A 25,718-nucleotide genomic window follows, 5' to 3' on the forward strand; every position below is an offset into this window, starting at 1 on the left:
TAATATGGATGATCAGAAATTTTTAGATTTTGCAGAAGACACCGTCGTTAATTATTACAACACTGTCTTAGGAGAACCCATTACCAAAGACAAAGTTTTTATCGTGTGGAGTTGTAAAACGCTCCAAAATAATAAAGCCATTTTGGCAACCCACGCTGAGGATAAGCTGCTTTTTGAGCTGACCTTCAATGGCGATAAACAGGAAGCATATCTGGACACCTACGACAAAATTAATAATTGCGTTGTTGTACCGAGGGAGGTTTAAATCATGGAATACAAATTAATCTTAGGCATTATGGGCACCGTTGGCGGTGTCATCGCAACGTATATTGGAGGCTGGGACACGGCATTGCAAGCATTAATCATCTTTATGGCTATTGACTATATCACCGGCCTCATCGTGGCAGGCGTTTTTAAAACATCAACCAAGACCGATTCCGGGGCCCTTGAATCCAGAGCAGGATTTAAGGGTCTTTTGCGTAAAGGCGGCATCCTGTTGGTTGTCGTGGTGGCCTGTCAGGTGGATGTATTGATTGGCACTAATCTGGCCCGGGATGCCGTGGTGATTGCATTTTGTATCAATGAGGCCTTGAGTATCATCGAAAATATGGGGCTCATGGGAGTGCCCATCCCGGATGTGCTCACCAAGGCCATCGATGTGCTAAAAAATCAGAATGGCGATACCGTGGAAGCCATTGTCACCAAGCAGAAAGCAGTGGCCGAAGATGAAGAGGCGGTGAAAGCGTCCGCCGGGAAGGATAAAGAATAAATGAAAGCAATGTTAAGCCAGCCCATGGGCGGCAAGTCGGATGTAGAAATCGTTGAAACCCGAGAACGGGCCATCGCAGTGTTGGAATCCAAAGGCTATGAGGTCGTCAATACGCTCTTTACGGATGAATGGTATAGCTCTAAATCAATGGCTGAGCGTGGCGTTGTGCAGGTGCCGCTCTGCTTTTTAGCAAAGAGCCTGGAAAATATGAGCCTTTGCGATGCCGTGTACTATTGCAAGGGCTGGGAGTATGCCCGAGGGTGCAAAATTGAGCATGATGCGGCTGTGGCCTATGGCCTTAAAATTATTTATGAGGAGGAAAACTAAATGAGTTTGAATGGTATTGATATTAGTGCATGGCAACGTGGGATTGATTTGGATGCAGTCCCAGCGGATTTTGTGATTATCAAGGCGACTGAGGGACTAGACTATGTTAGTGGTGATTGTGACAGAGCTTATCAGCAAGCCAAATCCGGCGGAAAGAAAGTGGGCGTGTACCACTTTGCCGATGGCAACAGCTCAGGGACCGCTGAAGCGAATTATTTTGTGGATAATGTTGCCGGATATGTCGGGGAAGCTATCCTTATCCTTGACTGGGAAACCAACGCCGTAAATTGTGGCCCAGGATACGCCAAAGAATTTCTGGATCACGTACAGGCCCGAACGGGCATTAAGCCCATGATCTATATGAGTGGCAGCGTCGTCAACGAATGGGACTGGTCTGGAGTTGTCGCCGGGGATTATGGCCTCTGGGTGGCTTATTACAGTTTGGATAGCTGTAATGGCTATGTGCCGGATGCCGCAATGTACCCAATTAGCGATTGGGCGGGTGCAGCGATGCTCCAATATACTTCGGGCGGGTATTTGCCCGGCTGGGGTGATCGATTGGACTTAAACGTATTTTACGGCGATAGTAACGCCTGGGATGCCTACGCCGGCGGTGGCACAGGCGTAATAGTTCAACCCCAGCCGGAACCGGCACCAGAAGCAACGGAGAATGCTCAAAATACCAGCATCTATGTCGTACAAGAAGGAGATACCCTTTCCGGTATTGCGGATCAGTATGACACCACCTACCAGCATTTGGCTGCCATTAACGGCATTGTCAATCCAGATGTGATTTACCCAGGTCAGGTGATTGTGATTGATGGCGTAGCATCTGGCAGCGGCCAGACCTATACGATCCAGAGCGGTGATACTTTGGGTGGTATTGCAGGGATGTTCGGCACGAGCGTTGGCCATCTGGCTGAGCTCAATGGGATTGAGAACCCGGATGTCATTTATGCTGGGGATACGATTCGGATTAATTAATTAATAAACAGGTTCCACTTTTCCCCTAGCTTCGGCTGGGGGATTTTTTTATTTCGTTAATTGACAATACATCGATATCGTGGTATTGTGTAACTATAAAATAGTTGCAAAAGGAAAAGACTATTGAGTAAAATAGAACAATTGAAAAAGAGAATCCAAACTATACCGAAGGATTTTACATATCGCGAAGCAAAGAAACTTATGGAGAGTATGGGGTTTGAGGAATGCAGCAAAGGAAAAACATCTGGATCACGCGTTAAGTTTTACCGTAGTTCAGATGAATCAGTTGCTTTGCTTCACAAGCCGCACCCCGGGGATGAGATGAAACAGTATGCAGTAAAACAGTTGGTTAAGTATTTAGAAGAAATAGGTGAATTAAAATGAGTGATGTTATCAAATACAAAGGATATATGGCTCATGTTCAAGTTAGTATTGAAGATCGTGTGATGTATGGAAAAATTGAAGGAATTAATGATTTAATTACATTTGAAGCTGAGTCGTTGGATGAAATTAAAAATGAGTTTGAATCTGCCGTTGATGACTATCTAGAGTTTTGCCAAGATGTTGGGAAGAGCCCAGAAAAAACGTATAATGGTACTTTTAATGTTCGAATAAAGCCTGAACTACATAGGTCGCTAGCTAGGTTGGCTTGTGAAAAGAGAAGTTCTTTAAATAAAGTGGTAGAGGTAGCTATTGAAAATTATCTTTCGCCCGACCGAAAAGAAAGATGTTGTGAAAAAAATGGCATAGCTTGTGATGCATACGTTGTTAATAGACCATTTGAATTTGAATCTTTTAACATTGCTTCTATGAATGAGAGCGGAGTAAATCTAAGGAGAATAAAATGAGCTTTTTTAACGAGCACTTTAAGGAAAATTATCGATTTGCATTAAAAAATATAAATTATCAGAAGAATGATATTGATACTAAAGAAAAGATTGAACTCTTATGTAATGATGATGTTGATATTGAGATTAGTAATGATTACGTAAATATTACTCTTACTAGGACTCTTGTAGCAGATCCTGTCAAACTATTTGAAATTATGGTCGCTTTTGAAGTTATATTATTTTTCATTGATGGGGACCAGAATAATCTCGATCAAAGTGAGATTGAGGAAAGATTAATAAATGAAGAATCAGATTTATTAGATGATATCGCAGGAAGAATTTCTTTGCTAATTGCTCAAATTACTTCAAGCTACGGAAACCCTCCAATTGTTACACCACCAGTTATAATGATTAAAAAGGATGATGCACAAGAATAATCTGATAAGATCGAAGGATATAAAATTTAATTTTATGTCGTAAAGTTGTCGTAATAATTATAGCACCCTTTTAAATAGGAAGATTATTCAAGCTTCCCAAGCTGGTTACGAGGGTTCGATTCCCTTCACCCGCTCCATCTTGATATGAAGCGGAAAACAGCATAAATAAAAGCTTTCAGTCATTTGACTGGGAGCTTTTTTAGAGTGCGTAGCTTACAAGTCAAAGAAATTCAATTGTTCAGAAAGGTAGGGAGACTTATAGGTGCGGATAATATCTGACATATTGAAAAGAAGGTTTTGCTGCACGCACAGGCTTTTAAAATTGAACCACAGCCCCTTGGCTTCAGGACAATGACATTCATAGGCATTGCCAAAAGCTTTGGCGTAACGTTCAGGCAGGTGGGCATGGGGGAAGGCCTGTCGTAAAGCATTAAAATACCATTCCCGTTGATTTTCCCGGAGGGTGACACCAAAAGCGGGATAAATAAAATGGGCACCAGCCGACGCACAGCTTTCAATTAATTGCGCAATCGCCTGGGCATCATCCTCGATAAAGGGTAATACCGGCATCAGTAAAACTCCGCAAAAAACACCGGCCTTAGCCAGGGACTCAATGGCCTTTAACCGCTGGGTGGGTGAGGGAGCCCGAGGCTCAACCTTGGCAGCCAAGGTATCGGAAACTGTGGTAAGGGTAATTTTGCAAAGGACCGGGGAGTGGTGTGCTATGGACTGCAGCACAGGAATATCCCGGGTGATTAAATCGCTTTTGGTGGCAATGGCAACCCCAAAATGATAGCGATTGAGGAGCTCCAGGGCAGCCTGAGTCAACTTGAATTTCTGCTCTTGAGGATTATAGGGATCACTCATAGCACCTGTTGCTACGACGCCTTTTTTTTGTTTGGAGCGCAGCTCAGACTGGATAAGGCTGGTGCTATTTGCCTTGGCACAGACGGTATCGAAATCCGTAATTCCATAGCAGGAAGAACGGCTATCACAATAAATACACCCATGGGAGCAGCCGCGGTAAATATTCATAGTATAATCGGAACCAAACCAGGCATCGCTGCGGGTTCGTGTGATGATGTGTTTGACATTTAACATTTCCATAGAACTATTATAGTGTAAAAAATGACGGTTTTCATTAAAAAGTTGATGTATTTGAAATTGGGGGTTTCTTTTCACCAGAACATCTGTTACAATTAGCCCATAACTCAATAAGTAAAGATAGAGGCGCGTGCTTTAAAAGTAGCCATCGGGATCAGGGCAAGCTGATGTGATGGGTGGTGAAAGGGAAGGACGCCGAAGGGCATGGTATTTGTCGATCATGTTCCTGGGCTCATTGTTAAGAGCAATGGGACTGTCATCGGAAGATGGAGTGCTATCAATCTCAATAAAGGCGTTTTTGACGCTGTGACTTTGAATAGCTGGTATCTTTACTAGCTTTTTTTAATATATTGACGCAGGAGGTCGCTATGAAAAAGTATAATGTCGCTGTTGTTGGTGCAACAGGAATGGTTGGTCAGAAAATGTTGGAAGTGTTAGAGGAATTAAAATTCCCTGTGGAAAACCTCTATCCCATGGCTTCTGCACGTTCAGCCGGGAAAAAAATTACTTTTGCGGGGAAGGAATACGAAGTTGAGGAATTAACTCCGGAAGCCTTTGATAAGGATATTGATGTGGCATTATTCTCAGCCGGCGGCGGAACCAGTGAAAAATTTGCCCCGGAGGCGGCTAAGCGTGGTGTTATCGTCATTGATAACAGCTCTGCCTGGCGGATGGACCCAGAAGTTCCTTTAGTGGTGCCAGAAGTCAACCCTGAGGATTTAAAATGGCATAAAAATATCATTGCCAATCCCAATTGCTCCACCATTCAGGCCATGGTGCCCTTGAAGCCCCTCAATGAAAAATATGGGATTGCGCGGATTGTCTACTCCACCTACCAGGCTGTTTCAGGGGCTGGGGTCAAGGGGTATAAGGACTTAGAGAATGGCATCCAGGGGGCAGAACCCCAGAAATTCCCCCATCCCATTGCCTTTAACTGCCTTCCCCATATTGACGATTTCCTTCCCAATGGCTATACCAAGGAGGAAATGAAGATGGTTAATGAAACCCACAAAATTCTTCATGATGATTCCATTGCCATTACCGCAACGACCGTTCGGGTGCCGGTGTACAACAGCCACTCTGAAAGCATTAACTGTGAGCTTCGAAAACCCTTCGAGGTTGAAGATATCCAGAAAATGTGGGAAGAAACGCCAGGCTGTATCGTTCAGGATAATCCGGCAGAAAATATTTATCCCATGGCCGTTACCGCTACAGGGACCAATGAGGTCTATGTTGGGCGGATTCGCCGGGACTTCAGCATCGAAAATGGTTTGAATTTCTGGTGTGTGGCCGATAATATCCGTAAGGGCGCAGCTGCCAATGCGGTACAGATCGCTTTTGCTCTGATTGATCAGGGCTTGATTTAATAGTAGTATACAAAGGAGAATAATCATGTCACGTCTATTTACGGGTAGCTGTGTTGCCTTAGTCACCCCTTTTCGAGATGGAGCCGTGGATTGGGATCGCTTCCGGGAGCTCATCGATTGGCATATCGACCAGGGAACCGATGCCCTGCTCATTGCTGGCACCACGGGTGAAACCTCGACCTTAACGGATCAGGAGCATTTAGACCTGCTTAAGGTGGCTGGTGAGCAAATTGCCGGCCGGGTACCCTATATTGCTGGAACCGGCAGTAATGATACGGCCTATTCCATCATGCTCACCGAGCATGCTAAGAAGAACCATGCGGATGCTGCGTTGGTCATTAATCCTTATTATAATAAGTCCACCCAAAAAGGAATTTATGTCCACATCAAGGCTATTGCTGAAACCGTGGATTTACCCGTTATCGTCTACAATGTGCCCAGTCGGACCGGTGCCAATATCACCGTGGACACCTTTAAAAAACTCAGCCAGGTGGATAATGTGGTCGGGGTGAAAGAAGCCAGCGGGAATATCAGCCAAATATCGGAAATCATCGAAACCTGTGGGCCGGATTTTACGGTATACAGTGGCAACGATGATCAGGTTCTGCCGATTTTATCCTTGGGTGGAAAGGGTGTGATTTCAGTCACTGCGAATATCGTACCAAAGGCCATGCACGATTTAGTGATGGCATACCTCGATGGGGATGTTGAAAAAGCCCGTCAGCTGCAGTTCCACACCAATATTCTCAATCGAGCCATGTTCTATGAAACCAATCCCATTCCGGTAAAAACAGCCATGGGTATTTTAGGCAGAGATACGGGTGAAATGCGGTTACCCTTAGTGGAAATGGATGAAGACAATAAGGAACGGTTGATCCTGGCCCTGAAGGAATACGGAGGACTGCTCTGATGATCCGGATTATGTTATCAGGAGCCAGTGGCGCCATGGGCCATGTCCTAGCCCAGATTATTGAAAACGATCCGAAATGTACCGTTGTTTGTGGCTATGATCGGGATGCCGTCGATGCAGATTTTCCGGTTTTCACGGATTTAGAGGACTGTAACGTTGCAGCGGATGTCATCATAGATTTTTCCCACTTTTCGGCCTTCCCTAAAATTTTTGGCTATGCCCTAAAAACCAAGACTCCCATCGTCCTGGCAACGACGGGCCTTTCGGAAGAAGACATGACACACATTAAAGAAGGGGCAACCACGCTGCCCGTCTTTAAAACCGCCAATATGTCCCTGGGCATTAACGTCCTCGCCCGGGCATTAAAGGAACTAGCCGGCACCCTGGAGTCTGGCTTCGATATTGAAATCATTGAAAAGCATCATAATAAAAAGGTCGATGCCCCTAGTGGGACGGCCCTGCTGCTGGCCGATGCAGTGAATGCCGGGCTTCAGGAAAAAAAGGAATATACCTATGGCCGTCAGGGGCTTGACTGCAAACGACAGCCCGGTGAAATGGGAATCCATGCTATTCGTGGTGGGACCATCCCCGGGGAGCATACGGTGATCTTTGCCGGAAATGATGAAATCATTGAATTGAAGCACACGGCCTTATCCAAAAAAGTGTTTGCCAATGGTGCAGTGGAGGCCGCTAAATTTTTAGCGGGCCAAGGCCCAGGACTTTATTCCATGGATGATGTCCTGGCTTAGTTAAAGCAATGGAGGAAATATGACCAACGAAGCATTAAAAGAACAATTTGATTTAAAAAATCCTTACGAAATTGCGAAGTATATTAAAGCTGTGGAAAAAACCACACCGGTAAAGGCTTTTATCAAGGGCTATTTGCGCCGGAAGGATTTAGAAGGGATGAACTATTTTGGTGATCCCTCGGCGTGCATCATTTTAGGTGAAGCTGCAGAAATCGGCACATTGATTGAAGAAAAGGCAGCGTCGATTTCCTTCTGTAAAGTCGAGTATGATCGCCGGAATTCGGCCATCCCCCTGTTGGATTTAACAGCGGTCGATGCCCGAATTGAGCCCGGTGCTTTTATTCGGGAGGGTGTCCATATCGGAAAGAACGCCGTCGTCATGATGGGAGCGGTCATTAACATTGGAGCAGAAATTGGAGATGGCTCCATGATCGATATGAATGCAGTTCTGGGGGCTCGAGCTAAGGTTGGTAAGAACTGTCACATTGGAGCAGGTGCCGTGTTGGCAGGGGTTTTGGAGCCTCCCTCCAAGGAGCCGGTGTCGGTGGGTGACGGTGTCGTCATTGGTGCCAATGCCGTTATTTTAGAAGGCGTTCAGATTGGTGAAAACGCCGTGGTTGCAGCAGGGGCTGTGGTGACTCAGGATGTGCCGGCCGGAGTGGTTGTGGCAGGGAGCCCGGCTAAGGTCGTGAAAGAAAAAGATGAAAAAACAGAGGGCAAAACAGAGCTTCTGGATGATTTAAGGGGATAATAAAAGGTATGGGTACGATTGTTCAAAAATACGGCGGAACGTCTATGGGGTCCATTGAGCGGATTCAAAACGTCGCCCGTCGTGTCATTGCAAAAAAAGAAAAGGGCAACCGGATGGTCGTGGTTGTCTCCGCCATGGGAAAGAAAACCGATGAGCTGGTGAAGATGGCCTACGAAATCAATGAGCATCCACCAAAGCGTGAGTTGGATATGCTCTTGGCCACAGGGGAGCAGGTGTCCATTTCCATGCTGTCCATGGCCTTGGACGAAATGGGATACGATGCCATTTCCTTTACGGGCCCCCAGATTGGGGTGCGGACCATGGGTCATCATGGAAAATCCCGGATTATGGACATCGATCGGACGAAGATTGATGAGGCCTTAGATGAAGGAAAGATTGTCATTGTCGCAGGATTCCAGGGAGTGAATGAAAATGATGATATTACCACCCTGGGCCGGGGAGGCTCGGACACCAGCGCAGTGGCCCTATCCTGCGTATTAGAGTGCCCATGTGAAATTTACACCGATGTTGATGGTATATACGGTGTCGATCCTCGCATTGTCCCCAATGCGAAAAAGCTGGATTTTGTCAGCTTTGATGAAATGTTGGAAATGGCCAGTTTAGGTGCGGGGGTCATGCATACCCGAGCCATTGAGCTTGGCAGCAAGTACGATGCCAATATTTATGTGGCCTCCAGCATCAATGAAGTTCCAGGAACCCTGATCCATCGGGGCAAGGGTGAATTTACAAAAGAAATTACTGGGATGGCCATCGATCACGATGAGTTAATGGTTTCCCTCAAAAATGTTCCCTTTGATATGAATGTTACGGCCCAGTTCTTTTCAACCCTAGCCAAAGAGAGCATCAATATCGATATGATCAGCCAGGCCTCACCGGTTTCTGGGGCCATTAATATCTCCTTCTCCGCACCGGCGGAAGATCTGCCAGAGCTGACTCTCATTCTGGATGCTTTTAAAGAAACCTATCCCCAGGTGGAGATTGAGGTGGATCAGGATGTGACGAAGTTATCCGTCGTTGGCATTGGCATGCGCAGTGAGTGTGGTGTGGCTGCTAAGTTTTTTAAGGTTTTATCGGATTTGGATTTCCCCATTTTGATGATTACCACCTCAGAAATCCGTATATCTTGTATGATTCCCGTCTCTGCTGAAAAACGTGCGGTCCAGGCAACAGCGGAAGCGTTCGATTTATAGGAGGGCGATATGAATACAATAATGGAAAGCCACAGCGTGGACGGTTTGTCCATCGATTGCGAAAATCTGATGATTTCCCTTAAACGGGTTCCCTTTAATAATTTTATTATGACCCGTCTCCTTAAAGAATTGGCGGAGGCAGATGTCAATGTCGACGTTATTTCCAGGACTGCCCCAGTGAACAATGCTTTCGATGTATCCCTCATTGTTTTGGAAAAGGAGCTCCACAAGGTAAGGGATATCGCCAATACCTTGGGTGAGGAATACCCGGAGATTCAGATTAGTATTAATCAGGATATCACAAGACTGTCCCTTCACGGTATCGGTATGCGGACACAATCTGGTGTAGCGGCTAAATTCCTCCAGGTTTTTGCAGATAATGATGTCCGTGTTTTAATGATTACAACCTCAGAAATCAGCATTGCCTGTGTGGTAAAAAATGAGGACGCCCGGAAAGCAGCCAATGCCGTACGCACTGTTTTTGAACTTTAAACAATAAAAAAATACATCCCTTTTGCATACCAATGTAAAAGGGATGTATTTTTTATGGGGAACCGATATTTTATATTTACCTTTTCTTTCATTAATGATAGAATAGCAAAAGATATGACAAAAAGGAAAAAATGATGGAAGAAAAAAAAGATATACAGAATGAATTAAGTCACAAAGAGAATGAAGAACTGACGGCTATTGATGCTGTGATGTCAGAGGAAGAAGAAAAGGGACCAGAGTCTGAGGATTATGGTGCAACCCTCAATTTGGATTATGAAGATCACGAGGAGGATAAGGAACCTTCCGGGGAAGAAACCGTCCCACAAGAGTCACCGATTCCCCAGGCAGTGGCCAAGGGATCAAAGAAAAAACTGTGGATTATTCTGGGCGCCGTAGTCGCCGTTCTCCTTGTGGCTTATGGTGGTGGTGTTTATTTTTATAGCAGTCACTTTTTTGCCAATACCAATATGAATGGCTTGGACGCATCCAATAAAACGACCACAGAGGTAGAGGCGATGATTAAGGGGAATGTCTCTGATTATACCCTCACCCTCCAGGAACGGGGAGGGAAGACCGAAACCATTACGGCGACGGCAATCAGTTTGAAATATAGTGATGCTAGTCATATTGAGGAACAGCTGGCAGCCCAAAATGCCTGGGCCTGGCCAATGGCCTTTTTTAAAGGACCTGATGCCAATATGCAGGAAGCCTATACCTACGATAAAGCGAAGCTTAGTAGTGTTATTGATCAGCTCAAAGGGATTTCGAGCACGGATATTGTTGCGGCAGCCAACGCCCAACCTGTTTATGAAAATGGGACGATTACCATTAAACAGGAAGTAGCGGGCAATCAATTAGACCGGACTAAATTTACGGAAGCGGTGCAAAAGGCCATAGCCAGTGGTAGAACAACCTTGGATTTAGAGTCTGCTGGATGTTATACCGCCCCCAAATATACGACGGAATCTGCTGAGGTTCAAAAGGCGAAAACAACCATGGAAAAATACCTGAAATCTGTGGTGACCTATACCTTCGGGAATCAAAATGAAGTATTAGATAGTGCAACCATCGGGTCATGGCTATCGGTTGATGATAGCATGAATGTCGCCATTGACCAAGAAAAGGCAAAAGCTTATCTGGCGACTTTAGGCGAAAAATACGATACCATTGGTGGCTCCCATGGCTTTACCACAAGCGGTGGCTCCCGTATCACCGTCAGCGGTGGAAGCTATGGTTGGTGCATAGATGAAGCGGCAGAATTAGAAGCATTAATTCCGATTATCCAGGCCGGGCAGCCGGTAACACGGGAGCCCGTGTACTCCTCAACAGCCTTATCCCGGGATACGAACAATGATATTGGGAATACTTATGTGGAAATTAGCTTAGGCGGTCAGACGATGTGGCTCTATGTCGATGGTCAGCTTGTTGTGAGCACGCCGGTGGTTACCGGTTCGGTTGCGGCTGGGTATGGCACGCCTTCAGGGGTGTACGCCATCGTTTATAAAGCCACAGATACGGTGCTTAAGGGGGATGGATACGCTTCTCCCGTTAACTTCTGGATGCCCTTTGATACCAGCCGAGGTAATGGAATCCATGATGCAGATGGCTGGCGGAGCAGCTACGGTGGGGACATTTACTTGAGTGGGGGTTCCCATGGCTGTGTGAACACGCCCTATAGTGCAACGGCAACTATTTTTAATAATGTATCGGAAGGAACGCCCGTGGTTGTTTATTAAAATAGGATAAGAATAAAAGGCAATCGGATGAGGTATCACACTCAATCGGATTGCCTTTTTATATTTATCGATGCTTTTCCATTTGCTTGGAAATCTCTGGATCGATATCCGTATCCAGGGCATACTCCATTCGGCTCAGAACTCCATCCCAGGGAACCAGCTTGGCCTTCATAATAAAGCTTTTATCGAGATGGGGATTAAAATTACGCCAGGAAATGAATTTTTCAGGATTCAGTTGATGGTTATTACAATGTGGACAAGGGCTTTTACGTCCACGCATAATTTCATAGCATTTTTTTCCAGTATAATCGATATTCCCAATTCCCGTCAGTTTCCGTCCAGCCCGATTGAGGTAAATCAAATCGTAATTGGTGATATTGCTGATATAAACCAACTCGTCCAGCTCATCCATGAGCCATTCTTTATTCATCCAATTGGCTGATGAAGATGATTCAGAACTCATCTCCACGCCATAAATTGCGTATTTATTCTTCCCAGTGCGCTTTGCATTATATTGGGCCGTATCCGCATTTTGGTAAAGATCTGAAAACAAAGTGCCATGCTCAGGAAAGAAAGCAATTCCTAAAGAGCATGATGGCTGGTACTCCCGATAGTGAGGCGTAACGCCATACAGAGGCATCTGAAGAGTCTTGCACACTTCCAGGGCCCGTTTATGGGCAAAATCCTCGGATGGCAAATCAGGAAGGAAAATGGCAAATTCATCACCACCCATCCGGGCAATAAGGTCATTGTATCGGAAGCATGAACGAAGCCGCTGTGAAATAACCCGTAATACCTCATCACCAAAGGCATGGCCATAAGAGTCATTGGCTGATTTAAAATCGTCCAGATCGATCATTAAAAGGGCCGCTTGGCTATGCCTTTGTGTATTTGGATGGTCGCAGAGATAAGCCGTCACCCGTTCTTCAAAAAAAGCACGGTTGTAAAGCTGGGTTAAAGCATCCAGCTGAGCCTGGGATTTTGCACGCATTTCAGCTGAAATATTCTTGCTAATGCCAATCGCTTTAATGGGGTTTCCACTGTGGTCCAGAATAACCCGGTATTTAATACGTTCCCACTCATAGTTGCCATCCTGATGACGCAGACGTACGGTTGCCTCACTTTTTCGATTGCCAGAAATTATTTTTTGATGTAATTGTCGGTAGGTTTCAGCAGAATCGGGATGGACAAAGCCAGATTCAATTTGTCCTTCAGGAACATTGCGCATGATTTCGGGGCCCCCGAATTGGCGGATAGAAAAGCGCGACTGCTTAATGGTATGGGTATGAATATCATAATTCCAAATGGTATCATTAGTTTGTGCAAAGGCGATTTTTAGCTGTTTTTCACTTAGTCTTAATTTAGCTTCTAAATCCTTTTGGGCGGTAATATCGATTTCGAAGCCACTGATAATGGGGGAAGGATTAGAATAATCGATACCACAGCTATAATTAAACCAATGAACCAGGCCATCTGTGCATTGAATTCGGGCCTCAAAGGTAACGGTGAGATCTTTTCTTTGGATGGCCTTAGAAATTTCTGATCGCAGCTGCTTGAAATCCTGGGGATGTAAGTGGGTAGTCAGGTTTAAAAAATCAGAATCCTCAGGATTAAAGTGGTGGAGATGGGAAAAGGTACCATTGGCATAAAGGACTGTAAAGACATCATCGTAACAGATACGAAAAACACCCTCCGGGGCCCCATTGACGATGGACTTAAGGATGTGTTCGGCGGCATCAATTTCATTTGGATCTGTAATAATTTCACAATACCCCCATGGCTCATGATGACAATCGTACAAATAGGTCGATTGAACCTTCCGGGTTTTTCCCTTCAAATTGAATAAACAGGTGGTGTGGCCCTTTTGAAGCTGACGATAGGCGCAAAGCATGGTATCGCAGTTTTCACCATAGAGTTTTTTACAGGAATGACCAATGTAATCACCCGGTGGAATTTTAGAAAGAAGGGTTTGGTTAACAAATAAAACGCGCTGATCTAAGTCTGCAATGAAAAGAGAAAAGGGGAGTGTGTCTAAAATTTCACGGAGAAATGGTGATTGGAAATCGTTGTAACCTGCTTTCCTGATCAACTGTGACCATTTCTTTTCCATTTTAAACGCCTCCATCCTATTAATATAGTATCTCTATTCTAATAGTTTGTTGCCTTAAAATCAATGGGAAATTAATAAAACTATAAATTATCATCCAATACGCGGGTTACAGTTGACGCTTCTTTAGGATAAAGGTAAAATATGAGCAATGTCTTGTGAGAAGAAAGCGAGGAAAGTCTTGAGTAGAGCATTTAATCAAAGGATCACCCAACTAACCTCTGAGATGGTTCAGAGCTATCATGGGGATGAAGCCTATATTTCCTATTCATCGGCAGAATTACCCAGCCGAAAAGAAATCATCACGATCATCAATGAGCTGCGGGAATTATTTTACCCTCGACATTTTGGTGAACGACAATTGTATAATTGTACAATTCAGTACTATATCGGTGATTTAATGATGTGTATCGAGGAGCGCTTGAATCGCCAAATATATTTAGCGCTGATTCGTCAGGAAAATGGGCCTTACGATAAAAAGAAGATGGAGGAGCAGGCTTCGGACATTAGCTGCCGTTTTATGGAGCGTCTGCCCCAGGTCAGAGAGTATATTACCATGGATGTCCAGGCGGCTTACGATGGCGACCCTGCAGCCGCAGATTTAGATCAAATCGTTATCTCCTATCCCGGGGTTTTTGCGATGATGGTTTATCGGGTGGCCCACGAGCTTGTCCTTCTAGGGGTTCCACTGATGCCACGGGTGATGACCGAGTATGCCCATAGCCGGACTGGGATTGATATTAATCCTGGAGCCGACATTGGCAAGCACTTTTTTATGGACCATGGGACGGGAATTGTCATTGGAGAAACAACAAAAATTGGAGACAATGTCAAGCTTTATCAAGGGGTTACCCTGGGAGCCCTCTCTACCCGAGGGGGGCAGAGCCTCCGGGGGAATAAGCGTCACCCCACCATTGAGGATAATGTAACCATTTATTCCAATGCGTCCATCTTGGGTGGCGAAACCGTCATCGGCCATGATTCCATTATTGGCGGGAATGCCTTTATCACAAGAAGCATTCCACCCTGTTCAAAAATTAGTGTCAAGAATCCAGACTTACAGTGTGAAGGGGGACAAATGGTGGAGATTACAGAGGATTTTGAATGGGCCAAGGGATGATTGCTTAGAGGAAGATAAAAGGAGGAAGAATCGATGGCGCTAACACGACAAGAAGCCATAGAATTATTAGAGGAATATAATGAAAGTGATGCGCTCATTAAGCACGCCCTGGCAGTAGAGGGTGTTATGCGCCACTACGCGAGAAAATATGGAGAAGATGAGGAATTATGGGGAATTGTTGGGCTGCTCCACGATTTGGATTACGAAAAATATCCAGAAGAGCATTGCATTAAGGTCCAGGAGATTCTAAAGGCCCGTGGCGTTGATCCCCAAATCATTCGGGCCATTGCAAGCCATGGTTATGGCCTGTGCTGTGATATCGAACCCAAAAGCCAAATGGAGAAAATTCTCTATACTGTGGATGAATTGACGGGATTGGTCAATGCCACGGCCATTATGCGACCATCTAAGAGCGTCATGGATTTGGGGGTAAAATCTGTTAAAAAGAAATTTAAAAACAAAGGTTTTGCCGCCGGAGTGAACCGCGATGTGGTGCTAAAGGGCTGTGAAAATTTGGGGTTAGACCTGGAAGGTATTATTGAAGAGGTTATTCTAGGGATGCGGTCCGTGGCCAAAGAAATTGGATTAGAGGGGGAACCCATCGGGGAATAAGGTCGGTAAGACTGCAAAAAATTCCCTTGAGGACGGGGGATATCTGCATTACAATAGAATAAGAAAAGGATTGTAGGAGGAGAGTATTATGTGTTTATTAAAGGAAACCCTGGAAAAAATAACAGCGGTTAATGAAGAGGCCCGAAAGGCCTCCCGTGATCGTATCGATGTACTCCTGAAGCCCGTAGGGAGCTTAGGGGTACTTGAAGATATTGCCGAGCAAATTTCAGCCATTACTGGAGAAGTCATTCCAGATGTGTCTAAAAAATGTGTTCTGACCTATGCTGGGGACCATGGGATCTGTGATGAAGGGGTTTCGGCAGCGCCCCAGGTATTTACGGATATTATGACACCTATGATAGCCGAGTACCGAACCGGTGTGGGGGTATTGGCCAGAGCGGCTGGGGCCGATGTCTTTGTCTATGACGTGGGGATGAAGAATCCCCTGCCCCAAGGCTGTCAAGCCGTGGATAAAAATGTCAAGCGTTGTACGGATAATATGCGTAAGGGTCCGGCCATGAGCCGTGACGAAGCAGTGGCCGCTTTGGAGGTAGGCATTGAAACCGCAGGTGACGCCATTGAAAAGGGCTATAAAGTCATCGGAACCGGAGAAATGGGCATTGGCAATACGACCCCAAGCACTGCGATTTTTGCTGTTTTAGGCGGTGTGGATCCCCAGGAAATCACTGGTGTCGGCGCCAATCTGGCAGAGGACATGATGGACAATAAGGTCCAGGCCATTCGGGATGCCATCACCCTCAACCAGCCGGATAAAACCGACGCCCTGGATATTCTATCCAAGGTTGGCGGTTTGGAAATTGCCGCCATGGCCGGTGCCATGTTAGCCGGTGCTGCTGCCCATGTCCCAGTGGTGGTTGATGGATACATATCTACGGCGGCTGCGGCCATTGCCATTACCCTGAAACCCGAAGTCAAGGATTATCTGATCTGCTCCCATGCATCGGACGAAAAGGGTGCAAATTATGGATCAGAGCTGTTGGGATTCTCACCCTTTCTCCTGATGAATATGCGCCTTGGAGAAGGCAGTGGGGCAGCGTTAGCTTTTCCCCTCATTGATGCCGCCATCGCCATGAACCGGGAAATGGCCACCTATGATGACGTGGATATGGCGGTTGTTTAAATCAGCCGGACCATTTCCTTAAAAAATACTTGACAGCGATAAAGCATTCAGACTATAATGTATACAATATTAAAAAGCTGTGAATGAGGAAAGTATCTCTTGTGAAAGTTTAAAGAGAGCCGTGATGGTGAGATACGGTGGTGGAAGCAAGAAAGAAGTTCCCTCAGGAGCTGTCCCATGAACGCCAGCAGGTTAGTAGTTTGGACCGGAAACTTTCACCGTTAATGGAAAGAAAGCATGAACCAATGCGTTGGGAGTGCTTTGATTAAAGTGGATCTTTTACAGATCAATGAAGGTGGTACCGCGGCCAGCCCGTCCTTTAGGATAGGCTGGCTTTTCGTTTTTTTGACACAGGGAAATTCGGATGAGGATGCCCTAAAATCTGTTGAATAATCAGGAGGATCGTAATGTATTGGAACAAAACCTATGAGTGTATGCCAAGGGAGCAACTGGAAGAGCTACAACTGGACCGTCTGAAAAAGATGGTTAACCGGATCTTTCATCAGGTTCCCTTTTATCGGGAAAAATTCCAGGAAATGGGAATTGACCCTGGAGTCGTCCAGAGTCTGGATGATTTAAAACGGCTGCCTTTCACAAAAAAAACAGATCTGCGGGATAATTATCCCTATGGACTTTTTGCCGAACCCTTATCTAAAATCGTCCGTATTCACGCGTCTTCTGGGACGACTGGTAAGCCCACCGTTGTAGGCTATACCCGTAACGACCTCGCCATGTGGTCAGAGTGTGCAGCCCGTTCATTGGTGTGTGCCGGTGCGGACGCTAATTCTGTAGTACAGAATTCCTATGGATATGGTCTCTTTACTGGAGGACTTGGTATTCACGGTGGGGCAGAACGTTTAGGTGCTTCTATTATTCCAATGTCTGGGGGAAACACCCAAAAACAGCTGATGCTGATGCGGGATTTTGGAACGACCCATCTAACCTGTACCCCATCCTATGCCAGTTTCCTGGGAGAAGCCCTGGCCGATGCTGGTGTGGATACGGCTAAAATGCCCTTACGGGCTGGTATTTTCGGTGCAGAGCCCTGGTCTGAAAATATGCGCCGTGATATCGAAAAGAAATTAAATATCAAGGCCCATGACATTTACGGGCTGTCTGAAATTTGTGGTCCGGGGGTAGCCATCGAATGTCAGGAGCAGGAGGGCCTGCATATGTGGGAGGATAATTTCATCCCTGAAATCATCGATCCCCATACCTTAGAGGCGCTGCCCGATGGGGAAACCGGTGAGCTGGTTATCACGACCATCACTAAAGAGGGAATTCCTCTACTGCGGTATCGGACTCGGGATATCACCCATATCATCGCAGAACCCTGTGCCTGTGGCCGTACCCATCGCCGAATTGCAAGAATTACCGGACGAAGTGATGACATGCTCATTATCCGTGGGGTTAATGTTTTCCCAAGTCAGATCGAAAGTGCTATGCTGGATATTGGAGAAATTGAACCCCATTATCAGTTGATTGTCCGTCGGGAAGGAACCCTTGATACCCTGGAAATCAAGGTTGAACTGAGCGAGTCCCTCTCCCTGAATACCATCAGTGAGTTAGAGGGCATTGAACGCCGGCTAAAGGAACGTATCCATTCCATCATTGGTATCAGTGCAAAGATTATGCTGGTGGAACCCAAGAGCCTGCCTCGAAGTGAAGGTAAGGCCCAACGTGTGGTTGATTTAAGGAATATCTAGGAGGAGAACGATGATTAGACAAGTATCAGTATTTATTCAGAATCAGGAAGGAAAATTGGGAAAGGTTTTGGATATTTTAGCAGAAAATGATATTAATATCCGATCCCTGACCATTGCAGAAACGGCTGACTACGGAATTCTGCGCCTTATTTTACAGGATACAGATAAGGCTCTGGAAGGGCTTAAAGCAGCTGGGATTATGGCCAATGTCTCCATGGTAATGGCGGCAGAAGTACCGGATAAGCCCGGTGGACTCAGTCGTTTGGTGGATACTCTGACAAAGGAAAAGATTAATCTGGCTTATGCCTATTCCTTTTTACCCCAGAATACATCTAATGCCATTATTATCTTTAAAGTGGATGATGGGGATGTGGATCGGGCGAGGACAGTGCTCTCGGCTAGTGAGAACGTCGTGTTGCTGGATAAGGATGAGCTGCTGCAAAAATAAGAAGCAGTGGAAGATAAAAAAAGCCTTCGCGTGAGCGGGGGCTTTTTTAGAAGGTCCATCTTCATACTTCTGTTAGCTTACGCACAAAAAGAAGACCACGCAGATTGCGTGGTCTCTACCCTTGAGACACGGGTTTTCGTATGGGAAATAAACGAGAAGTTATACGGACATTTGGTTGAGCGCTTTTGCCAAAGAGCTTTTCTTACGGGATGCAGCATTTTTATGGATGACTTTTTTGGTAACAGCCATATCCAGTTTCTTTGCTGCCAGGCGATAGGATTCCTCTGCCTGAGCTTTGTCTCCACCTGCAACTGCTGCATCAAAATTTTTGACGGCGGTTTTTAGGTTGGTGCGTACTGCTTTGTTCCGTAAGCGAGCCTTTTCATTGGTTTTCGCTCTTTTCATCGCTGATTTAATATTAGCCATGATGACCTCCTCATTTATTTATAACATTAAAAGTATAACATAGGAAGGATACAGGTGCAAGTTGAATTTGAAAAGATTTCAATGAGGAATTTAAAAACCTTTCCTTGTGTTAATCTTAAGTTTATGTTAAAATTTATAGCGTTGCGTGTCAAAACGTAGCACCACTCTGGAGAGTCTCTTAAATGAGCGCCGAAGGTGTAATCCCCATTTTAGATGGGGCCTTATCTCTCAGGCAAACGGACAGAGCAATTTATTTTGCGTTTGTTGGGCTCTCTTCTATTTTAAGAAGGAGGAACAAAATGTTTCAAATTATCAACAATTTTCTATTGTGGTTCGACGACCTGGTCTGGGGCGTCCCACTCATTGTATTAATTCTTGCCGTCGGCATCTACCTAACCATCCGGTTAAAGGTATTACAGATTCGACATCTCCCCAAAGCATTAAAATTCATGGTAAAAAATGAGGATGAAGGCAGTGGTGAAGTCAGCAGCTTCGGCGCCCTGTGTACTGCCCTTTCCGCAACCATTGGGACGGGCAACATCGTCGGTGTGGCTACTGCCATCGTGGCGGGTGGACCTGGGGCCTTATTCTGGATGTGGTTGGCCGCCTTTTTCGGCATGGCCACCAAGTATGCAGAAGGGGTGTTAGCCATTAAATATCGTACCATCGATGACAACGGACATGTCTTGGGGGGGCCTTTCTACTACATTGAACGGGGTATGGGTCCAAAATGGCGTTGGATGGGAAAAATCTTTGCTTTCTTTGGTGCCGGCGTTGGGCTTTTGGGAATCGGAACCTTCACCCAGGTCAATGGGATTGCTTCGGCGGTGAATGGATTTTTTGATCCCAATAATGCATGGACTGTGAATCTTTTAGGCACCGATTATTCATGGACAGTTGTGATCACCGGGATTATCCTCACCTTGTGTGTGGGGTTGGTGGTCATTGGTGGAATTAAACGGATCGCCCGGGTCTCGGAAGTGATCGTTCCTTTTATGGCGGTGGCTTATATCCTCTGTTGTCTGGTTATCCTTATTGTTAATTTTTCACGGATTCCTGCCGCTTTCGCAGAAATCATTCAAAGCGCCTTTGGCTTGCGGGCAGTCACTGGTGGTGCCATGGGAGCCATTATTGTTGCCATGCAAAAAGGAATTGCCCGGGGGATTTTCTCCAATGAGGCTGGCTTGGGGAGCGCACCCATTGCCGCGGCCGCAGCACAGACAAAGACCACGGTACGTCAGGGTCTGGTCTCCATGACTGGGACCTTTATCGACACCATCATCATTTGTACCATGACCGGCTTGGCCATTGTACTCACAGAATCCTGGAATATTGGTTTAGAGGGCGTGGCCGTTACGACCAATGCCTTTCAGCAGGGCTTACCCTTTAATCCCTCCATCAGTGCGTTTTTACTGATGCTGTGTCTGGTGTTCTTTGCTTTTACGACGATTCTCGGGTGGAATTATTATGGCGAACGATGTCTAGAATACTTATCCAATGGGCGGAAAAGTGCCGTTCAGGTTTATCGGTGGCTGTATATTTTGGCCATTTTTATCGGGCCATTTATGACCGTACAGGCCGTTTGGACCATTGCTGATATTTTTAACGCCCTTATGGCCCTGCCAAACCTCATTGCCCTCATGGCCCTTAGTGGTGTGGTGGTTTCCGAGACAAAGAAATATTTTGAAGATCCGGCCAGTGCACTTATCCATTCCAAGGATATGGTATACGCTGAAGAAGAATTATAAATTGAGGTTAAAAAAACCGCTGCCCATTATTGGGCAGCGGTTTTTGCTTTTTATGCTTCAGTCTTAGCGACTTTTGATTTTTCCTGGATCTCCATCCCCAAAATCTTGGAAACGGATTTGTAGACGAAGAAGGTGATGACGGCATTGGCTCCAGCCTTAATGAGGTTGAAGGGAAGAATGACGGGTAGAATCATGGCCAGGACGGCCTCTCTGGGGGTTCCCATAAAGATGGGGGTCATCACGATGTTCCAGAGGACCATGGTGATGGTCATGGTAAGGGCACCCGCTACCAGGGCAATAACCGCACCTTTACGGGTACGATTCTTTTTATAAATATTCCCCGCAACCAGTACAAAGCTCCCAGTGGCGAAGAAGTGCATCAGGATACCGATGATACCGCTGGCAGAGCTAACGGTAACGCCCTGGAGCACACAGGCCACTGCGGTAATGATCAGTCCACCGACAGGACCGAACATAAAAGTCCCGATAAGAATGGGGATATCTGCCGGATCATATTCTAAAAATGGGGCGGCCGGGAAAATTGGAAAATGGATCAGATAGACTAAAAGCACCGACATTGCCGCTAATACGGCCATCTGAACCAAAAAACGTGTTTTATGACTACTTTTCATAAGGAACCTCCTTGTGTCTGTTTGATTTTTCAGGTATTCTTCAGATGAAGTATTATTCGTTCCGCTTCGCTTCACTCATTCACGGCTGCGCCGTGTAAACCTCCATCCACCAAGCACCTAATAAAAGCAAGCTTTTATTAGGCCCTTAGCGGCTGTAGCTTTATACTTCTGTTAGCTTACGCGTAAAAAAATCCCTAGGGCATGGGGGGCTCCAGGGATAATACCTCTTGATGATTCTGGTTTCTTTCATCCGGACTATACCGTTGGTTTCGGATTCACACCGAATCGACCCATGGGGTTCGTAGACTTATCGTAAATACGCATCACTACCAGTGGGGAATTACACCCCGCCCTGAAACAGACTTATTTATTTGTCTATATTGTAAGGCTGATTGAACCAATTGTCAATAGTTAAATTTAAATCAGCTTTTTGCGGAGATAGGCATTGTAGCTGTCGATGATATCAGAACGCCGGGCGTGGCCAATTTCGGCACGATAGCCACGGGTCAGCATGAAAGTACAGCCCTCATAACCGATGACCATGGCCAAATTGACCAGGTAACTTTTATGGGTTCGTACAAAAGAATAGGGCGACAGTTGCTCTTCAAGTTGTCCGATTTTCATATTGACAGGATAACTGCCTTCCGTTGTGTGAATAAAAACCTTGCGCAGCTTGGATTCCACATAGATAATTGTAGAAACCGACAGGAGAATATGTTTTCCCTTGCTGATGACTTCGATATCCTGATGATCGGCTTTATAAGTATCCAGGGCTCGCTTGGTAACCGCATCGATTTTTTCAATATCCAGGGGTTTTAACAGATAATGGAGAATGCTGTAGTCCAGTGCTGAGAAAACATAGCTTTCATAAGAGGATACGAAGATGACGATGCAGGAAGAACCCGCCTGCCGCAATTTTTTGACAACGGACAGCCCGGTATGGCCCGGCATCTCAATATCAATGTAGAGAATATCGATATCCTCTTGGTTTTGGGTATACCAAACCAAGAGGTCATTACCTGAGGAAAAATCTAATAAATGATGGTTGGGGTAAAGGGTATCAAGCAACGGAAGAATCCGGGATTTCAGCGTTGCGATAATGTGCGCATCATCATCACAAATAACAATATTCATAGCGCTCTCCTTTAATTTTGCTTTGGATATCTATTCTACCATAAAATCACACAATAGATGCGGTGCTTTATCAATCCAGACTAAAGTTTTAGGAGTATAATAGTAAAAAACAACAAAGAAGGCGGGGTGATCCTATGAAGTTGGTGCTGGTACGTCATGGGCAAAGTATTTGGAATAAGGAAAATCTCTTTACTGGATGGACAGATGTGGATTTGACCGAGGAGGGATGGCAGGAGGCAACCCAAGCGGGGGAGTTGCTGAGAAATGAAGGATTTGATTTTGATGGCTGTTATACCTCCTATCTAAAACGAGCGGTCCATACCCTAGATGCCATCCTGACAGAGCTTGATCGGGTATGGCTTCCGGTAGAAAAGGCCTGGGAGCTTAACGAACGTCATTACGGAGCACTTCAGGGTCTTAATAAAGCAGAAACAGCCCAAATTTATGGGGAAGATCAGGTTAAAATTTGGCGCCGTTCCTACGATGTAAAGCCGCCACTTTTAGACATTGACGATGTACGCTGCCCTCGGATACAGGAGCAATATCGGAATGTGCAAAGTATTGATCTACCCCTTGGGGAGAGCCTGGAGGACACTATTGCCCGGGTCGTGCCCTATTATTGTGATGTGATTCTTCCCCAAATGCAGGAAGGAAAGCGAATCATTATTGTAGCCCACGGCAATTCTTTGCGGGCGCTGGTTAAATACTTAGATAAAATGAGTCCGGAAGAAATTGTCGAGGTGAATATTCCCACAGGCATTCCCTTGATTTATGATCTGAGTGCGGATGGAGATGTTTTGAAGAAGGGCTATCTGGGAGATCCCAAGGCACTAAAAGCAAAGCTGGAGCAGATTGCTGCCCAGGGGAAGGTTGCACCCCCAAAATAAAGGTTGATTTCAAAAGATTCAGATAAATTTTCTAAAAGATTGACAAAGGGTGCTATCTATGAGAAAATAAGAAAACATGTGGAGCGCAAATTCGAGAGCCTTCGCTGGTTATGACGGTTTCGGTCCGAGGAAAGACAGTTAAATAGAAATGAAGAAGAACACTGTCGAGTGTTCTTTTTTAATGCGTCGGCAGTACCGATTCTCGCCTTGATAAAAGTCCCCTTCTGGGGTATAATGTTTTCAACACGGAGGACGTTAAATGGAAGCTAAGTATAAACGAGTAGTGATAAAATTAAGCGGAGAAGCTTTAGCGGGAGAAAAAGGATTTGGCATCGATCCCCCAACGGTCAAACGGATTTGCTCTTCCATCAAAGAGGTTTTTGAGCAGGATGTGGAAATCGCCATTGTTGTCGGCGGGGGCAACTTCTGGCGAGGACGTTTAGGCGAGGGAATGGATAAAGCATCAGCTGATTACATGGGGATGCTGTGTACCGTCATCAATGCCCTGGCACTCCAGGATTTCCTGGAACAAATGGGCGTTCCGGTCCGGGTGCAGACCGCTATTGAAATGAAGGAAGTGGCAGAACCGTATATTAAGCGGAAGGCTATGCGCCATTTAGAAAAGCGTCGAGTGGTTATTTTCGCCGCTGGGACAGGGAATCCCTTCTTTACCACTGACACTACAGCGAGCCTGCGGGCGGCAGAAATCGATGCGGATATCATCCTTTTGGCAAAGAATGTAGATGCCGTGTACGATTCGGACCCGGTGGTCAATCCGGATGCCAAGAAGTATGACCGATTGGACTATATTACGGTCATCAACGAGGGACTTAAGGTAATGGACACCACGGCCATTACGCTATGTATGGATAATTCAATTCCGATTTTGGTGTTTGGACTGGATGACCCGGACAATATTATGCGGGCCGTACGGGGTGAAACCATCGGAACGATCATAGAAGATAAATAGAGGAGGCGTAGTTATGTTAAACGAAATTCAAGCAAAATCCCAGGACAAGATGGATAAGGCCATCAACAACCTTAATGAGAGCCTTGCAGGGCTTCGGGCTGGTCGGGCTAATGCCCATATTTTGGATAAGGTGACCGTCGATTATTATGGAACCCCTACCGCTGTCAACCAAATGGCAAATATCAGTATTCCAGAACCTCGGATGATTGTCATCCAGCCCTATGATGCTTCCATCATGGCCGCCATTGAAAAAGCCATCATCGCATCGGACTTGGGATTCAATCCATCCAACGATGGAAAGGTCATTCGTCTGCTTGTGCCGCAGCTGACAGAAGAACGTCGAAAAGAACTGGTCAAACTCACTAAAAAATATGGTGAGGAATGCAAAGTAGCCATGCGTAATATCAGACGGAAGGCCGTACAGGAATTGAAGGATGCAGAAAAAGCCGGTGATATCAGTGAGGATGAACTGCATCAGGGCGAAAAGGAAATCCAAAAGCTGACAGATGATGAAATCAAGCATATTGATGCCATCTTAAAGGATAAGGAACAGGAAATCCTGGCTGTATAGCCGCATGAGTATATACCGGATCGCGTGAGAGTGGGGCAACCCACTCTCATATGCTTTTATTGGAAAGAAGGAGGATGGTCGTGGCAAAACAGTCAAAGAAAGACTATCTGTATGAATTGTTGGAGCCAGTGGTAGTCGGTCTTGATTACCGATGCGTCGATGTGGAATTCGAAAAGGTCGGAAAGGATTTTATCCTAACCGTATACATCGATACCCCAGGTGGCGTTGGACTGGATGATTGTGAAAAGGTCAGCCGGGTTGTCAGCGATTATTTAGATGAGGTGGACCCCATCGAGCAAAGCTATTTGCTGGAGGTTTCTTCACCGGGGCTGGACCGCCCCTTTAAACGGCTTGGTGATTATGAAGCCGCCATTGGAACAGCCGTCGATGTTCGACTTTTCGCCCCTGTGGAGGGAAGTCGGGAATGGACCGGGATTCTAAAATCGGTGAGCGAATCAGCGATTCAGATCGAAACATCAGAGGAGACGGTACTGGAAATTGGGTATAAGGCCATTTCTAAAGCTAGCCCTCATATCGAATTTTAGGAAG

29 protein-coding genes, 3 riboswitches and 1 other annotated feature are annotated in these 25,718 nt (G+C 45.7%); of the genes, 24 read left to right on the forward strand and 5 right to left on the reverse strand.

Annotation, left to right across the window (positions count from 1 at the left end; translation table 11 throughout):
- Nucleotides 1-4 precede the first annotated feature (4 nt).
- The 7 genes from BLW33_RS02435 to BLW33_RS02465 all read left to right on the forward strand — a co-directional run bounded on the left by BLW33_RS02435 (nucleotide 5) and on the right by BLW33_RS02465 (nucleotide 3,347).
- Entirely contained in the window at nucleotides 5-265 is a 261-nt protein-coding gene (locus tag BLW33_RS02435; protein WP_090304711.1) for a DUF6275 family protein, read from the forward strand.
- Nucleotides 266-268: 3 nt separating this feature from the next.
- A complete protein-coding gene (locus BLW33_RS02440) occupies nucleotides 269-769 on the forward strand; it encodes a phage holin family protein (protein WP_090304713.1) in 501 nt (166 codons plus the stop codon).
- Entirely contained in the window at nucleotides 770-1,096 is a 327-nt protein-coding gene (locus BLW33_RS02445) for a DUF4406 domain-containing protein (RefSeq protein ID WP_090304715.1), read from the forward strand.
- Entirely contained in the window at nucleotides 1,097-2,080 is a 984-nt protein-coding gene (locus BLW33_RS02450) for a GH25 family lysozyme (protein ID WP_090304717.1), read from the forward strand. It begins immediately after the preceding gene.
- 123 nt (nucleotides 2,081-2,203) lie between these two features.
- A complete protein-coding gene (locus BLW33_RS02455) occupies nucleotides 2,204-2,464 on the forward strand; it encodes a type II toxin-antitoxin system HicA family toxin (protein ID WP_090304718.1) in 261 nt (86 codons plus the stop codon).
- Complete coding sequence (locus BLW33_RS02460) at nucleotides 2,461-2,928, forward strand: type II toxin-antitoxin system HicB family antitoxin (RefSeq protein WP_090304720.1); 468 nt, start codon at nucleotides 2,461-2,463, stop codon at nucleotides 2,926-2,928. Before BLW33_RS02455 ends, BLW33_RS02460 begins: the two co-directional genes overlap by 4 nt.
- The gene (locus BLW33_RS02465) at nucleotides 2,925-3,347 is read left to right on the forward strand and encodes a hypothetical protein (RefSeq protein ID WP_090304722.1); all 423 of its coding nucleotides are present in this window, start codon (nucleotides 2,925-2,927) and stop codon (nucleotides 3,345-3,347) included. Before BLW33_RS02460 ends, BLW33_RS02465 begins: the two co-directional genes overlap by 4 nt.
- Nucleotides 3,348-3,560: 213 nt before the next feature.
- Here the strand turns inward: BLW33_RS02465 and BLW33_RS02470 are convergent, their stop codons facing one another.
- Nucleotides 3,561-4,454: an SPL family radical SAM protein gene (locus BLW33_RS02470; protein WP_090304724.1), complete on the reverse strand. Its 894-nt coding sequence runs from the start codon at nucleotides 4,452-4,454 to the stop codon at nucleotides 3,561-3,563.
- Between the two features lie 110 nt (nucleotides 4,455-4,564).
- Nucleotides 4,565-4,736, forward strand: a riboswitch (Lysine riboswitch).
- A gap of 83 nt (nucleotides 4,737-4,819) precedes the next feature.
- On the opposite strand from BLW33_RS02470, the gene BLW33_RS02475 reads away from it, so the two are divergent.
- The 7 genes from BLW33_RS02475 to BLW33_RS02505 all read left to right on the forward strand — a co-directional run bounded on the left by BLW33_RS02475 (nucleotide 4,820) and on the right by BLW33_RS02505 (nucleotide 11,667).
- The gene (locus tag BLW33_RS02475) at nucleotides 4,820-5,818 is read left to right on the forward strand and encodes an aspartate-semialdehyde dehydrogenase (protein WP_090304726.1); all 999 of its coding nucleotides are present in this window, start codon (nucleotides 4,820-4,822) and stop codon (nucleotides 5,816-5,818) included.
- A gap of 25 nt (nucleotides 5,819-5,843) precedes the next feature.
- The gene (gene dapA, locus BLW33_RS02480; RefSeq protein ID WP_090304728.1) at nucleotides 5,844-6,728 is read left to right on the forward strand and encodes a 4-hydroxy-tetrahydrodipicolinate synthase; all 885 of its coding nucleotides are present in this window, start codon (nucleotides 5,844-5,846) and stop codon (nucleotides 6,726-6,728) included.
- The gene (dapB, locus tag BLW33_RS02485) at nucleotides 6,728-7,477 is read left to right on the forward strand and encodes a 4-hydroxy-tetrahydrodipicolinate reductase (RefSeq protein WP_090304730.1); all 750 of its coding nucleotides are present in this window, start codon (nucleotides 6,728-6,730) and stop codon (nucleotides 7,475-7,477) included. Before dapA ends, dapB begins: the two co-directional genes overlap by 1 nt.
- 19 nt (nucleotides 7,478-7,496) lie before the next feature.
- Nucleotides 7,497-8,228, forward strand: a complete 732-nt coding sequence (gene dapD / locus BLW33_RS02490; protein WP_090304732.1) for a 2,3,4,5-tetrahydropyridine-2,6-dicarboxylate N-acetyltransferase — start codon at nucleotides 7,497-7,499, stop codon at nucleotides 8,226-8,228.
- Nucleotides 8,229-8,236: 8 nt separating this feature from the next.
- Complete coding sequence (locus BLW33_RS02495; RefSeq protein WP_090304734.1) at nucleotides 8,237-9,439, forward strand: aspartate kinase; 1,203 nt, start codon at nucleotides 8,237-8,239, stop codon at nucleotides 9,437-9,439.
- 9 nt (nucleotides 9,440-9,448) lie between these two features.
- Complete coding sequence (locus BLW33_RS02500) at nucleotides 9,449-9,931, forward strand: ACT domain-containing protein (protein WP_090245504.1); 483 nt, start codon at nucleotides 9,449-9,451, stop codon at nucleotides 9,929-9,931.
- Nucleotides 9,932-10,062: 131 nt separating this feature from the next.
- Nucleotides 10,063-11,667, forward strand: a complete 1,605-nt coding sequence (locus BLW33_RS02505; RefSeq protein WP_090304736.1) for a L,D-transpeptidase family protein — start codon at nucleotides 10,063-10,065, stop codon at nucleotides 11,665-11,667.
- A gap of 64 nt (nucleotides 11,668-11,731) precedes the next feature.
- Here the strand turns inward: BLW33_RS02505 and BLW33_RS02510 are convergent, their stop codons facing one another.
- Nucleotides 11,732-13,777, reverse strand: a complete 2,046-nt coding sequence (locus BLW33_RS02510) for a sensor domain-containing protein (RefSeq protein WP_176966591.1) — start codon at nucleotides 13,775-13,777, stop codon at nucleotides 11,732-11,734.
- A 178-nt stretch (nucleotides 13,778-13,955) separates the two neighbouring features.
- Between BLW33_RS02510 and epsC the strand changes: the two genes are divergently transcribed.
- From epsC to BLW33_RS02535, 5 genes are all read left to right on the forward strand, one after another.
- Nucleotides 13,956-14,894: a serine O-acetyltransferase EpsC gene (gene epsC, locus BLW33_RS02515; RefSeq protein WP_090304740.1), complete on the forward strand. Its 939-nt coding sequence runs from the start codon at nucleotides 13,956-13,958 to the stop codon at nucleotides 14,892-14,894.
- A 33-nt stretch (nucleotides 14,895-14,927) separates the two neighbouring features.
- On the forward strand, nucleotides 14,928-15,506 hold the full coding sequence (locus BLW33_RS02520; RefSeq protein ID WP_090304742.1) for an HDIG domain-containing metalloprotein: 579 nt from the start codon (nucleotides 14,928-14,930) through the stop codon (nucleotides 15,504-15,506).
- Nucleotides 15,507-15,594: 88 nt separating this feature from the next.
- Entirely contained in the window at nucleotides 15,595-16,647 is a 1,053-nt protein-coding gene (gene cobT / locus BLW33_RS02525; protein ID WP_090304744.1) for a nicotinate-nucleotide--dimethylbenzimidazole phosphoribosyltransferase, read from the forward strand.
- A 70-nt stretch (nucleotides 16,648-16,717) separates the two neighbouring features.
- Nucleotides 16,718-16,970, forward strand: a binding site (T-box leader).
- 84 nt (nucleotides 16,971-17,054) lie between these two features.
- The gene (locus BLW33_RS02530; protein ID WP_090304745.1) at nucleotides 17,055-18,353 is read left to right on the forward strand and encodes a phenylacetate--CoA ligase family protein; all 1,299 of its coding nucleotides are present in this window, start codon (nucleotides 17,055-17,057) and stop codon (nucleotides 18,351-18,353) included.
- Nucleotides 18,354-18,363: 10 nt separating this feature from the next.
- Nucleotides 18,364-18,801: an ACT domain-containing protein gene (locus tag BLW33_RS02535; protein WP_090304747.1), complete on the forward strand. Its 438-nt coding sequence runs from the start codon at nucleotides 18,364-18,366 to the stop codon at nucleotides 18,799-18,801.
- 159 nt (nucleotides 18,802-18,960) lie between these two features.
- Here BLW33_RS02535 and rpsT read toward each other — a convergent pair whose 3' ends face one another.
- Nucleotides 18,961-19,227, reverse strand: coding sequence for a 30S ribosomal protein S20 (rpsT, locus tag BLW33_RS02540; protein WP_090245519.1), 267 nt, complete (start codon nucleotides 19,225-19,227; stop codon nucleotides 18,961-18,963).
- Nucleotides 19,228-19,383: 156 nt separating this feature from the next.
- Nucleotides 19,384-19,481, forward strand: a riboswitch (glycine riboswitch).
- Between the two features lie 45 nt (nucleotides 19,482-19,526).
- On the opposite strand from rpsT, the gene BLW33_RS02545 reads away from it, so the two are divergent.
- The gene (locus tag BLW33_RS02545) at nucleotides 19,527-20,975 is read left to right on the forward strand and encodes an alanine/glycine:cation symporter family protein (protein ID WP_090304749.1); all 1,449 of its coding nucleotides are present in this window, start codon (nucleotides 19,527-19,529) and stop codon (nucleotides 20,973-20,975) included.
- 50 nt (nucleotides 20,976-21,025) lie between these two features.
- Here BLW33_RS02545 and BLW33_RS02550 read toward each other — a convergent pair whose 3' ends face one another.
- Complete coding sequence (locus tag BLW33_RS02550) at nucleotides 21,026-21,607, reverse strand: ECF transporter S component (RefSeq protein WP_090304751.1); 582 nt, start codon at nucleotides 21,605-21,607, stop codon at nucleotides 21,026-21,028.
- Nucleotides 21,608-21,841: 234 nt separating this feature from the next.
- Nucleotides 21,842-21,971, reverse strand: a riboswitch (FMN riboswitch).
- Between the two features lie 53 nt (nucleotides 21,972-22,024).
- Nucleotides 22,025-22,741 carry a LytR/AlgR family response regulator transcription factor gene (locus BLW33_RS02555; protein ID WP_090304753.1) on the reverse strand — a complete coding sequence of 239 codons (717 nt, stop codon included), beginning with the start codon at nucleotides 22,739-22,741 and terminating at the stop codon, nucleotides 22,025-22,027.
- A gap of 134 nt (nucleotides 22,742-22,875) precedes the next feature.
- Here BLW33_RS02555 and gpmA point away from each other — a divergent pair, with 134 nt between their 5' ends.
- The 4 genes from gpmA (at nucleotide 22,876) to BLW33_RS02575 (ending at nucleotide 25,714) form a co-directional block, all read left to right on the forward strand.
- Nucleotides 22,876-23,628 (forward strand): 2,3-diphosphoglycerate-dependent phosphoglycerate mutase, encoded by a 753-nt coding sequence (gene gpmA, locus BLW33_RS02560; protein WP_090304755.1) that lies wholly within the window; start codon nucleotides 22,876-22,878, stop codon nucleotides 23,626-23,628.
- A gap of 259 nt (nucleotides 23,629-23,887) precedes the next feature.
- Nucleotides 23,888-24,598, forward strand: coding sequence for a UMP kinase (gene pyrH, locus BLW33_RS02565; protein WP_090304757.1), 711 nt, complete (start codon nucleotides 23,888-23,890; stop codon nucleotides 24,596-24,598).
- Between the two features lie 13 nt (nucleotides 24,599-24,611).
- Nucleotides 24,612-25,169, forward strand: a complete 558-nt coding sequence (gene frr, locus BLW33_RS02570; RefSeq protein ID WP_090304759.1) for a ribosome recycling factor — start codon at nucleotides 24,612-24,614, stop codon at nucleotides 25,167-25,169.
- Between the two features lie 74 nt (nucleotides 25,170-25,243).
- Nucleotides 25,244-25,714, forward strand: coding sequence for a ribosome maturation factor RimP (locus BLW33_RS02575; protein ID WP_090304761.1), 471 nt, complete (start codon nucleotides 25,244-25,246; stop codon nucleotides 25,712-25,714).
- The last annotated feature ends 4 nt before the right edge of the window (nucleotides 25,715-25,718 follow it).

Origin of the sequence: Eubacterium aggregans, from assembly GCF_900107815.1 — a bacterium.
In the GTDB taxonomy this organism is placed as follows: domain Bacteria; phylum Bacillota; class Clostridia; order Eubacteriales; family Eubacteriaceae; genus Eubacterium_O; species Eubacterium_O aggregans.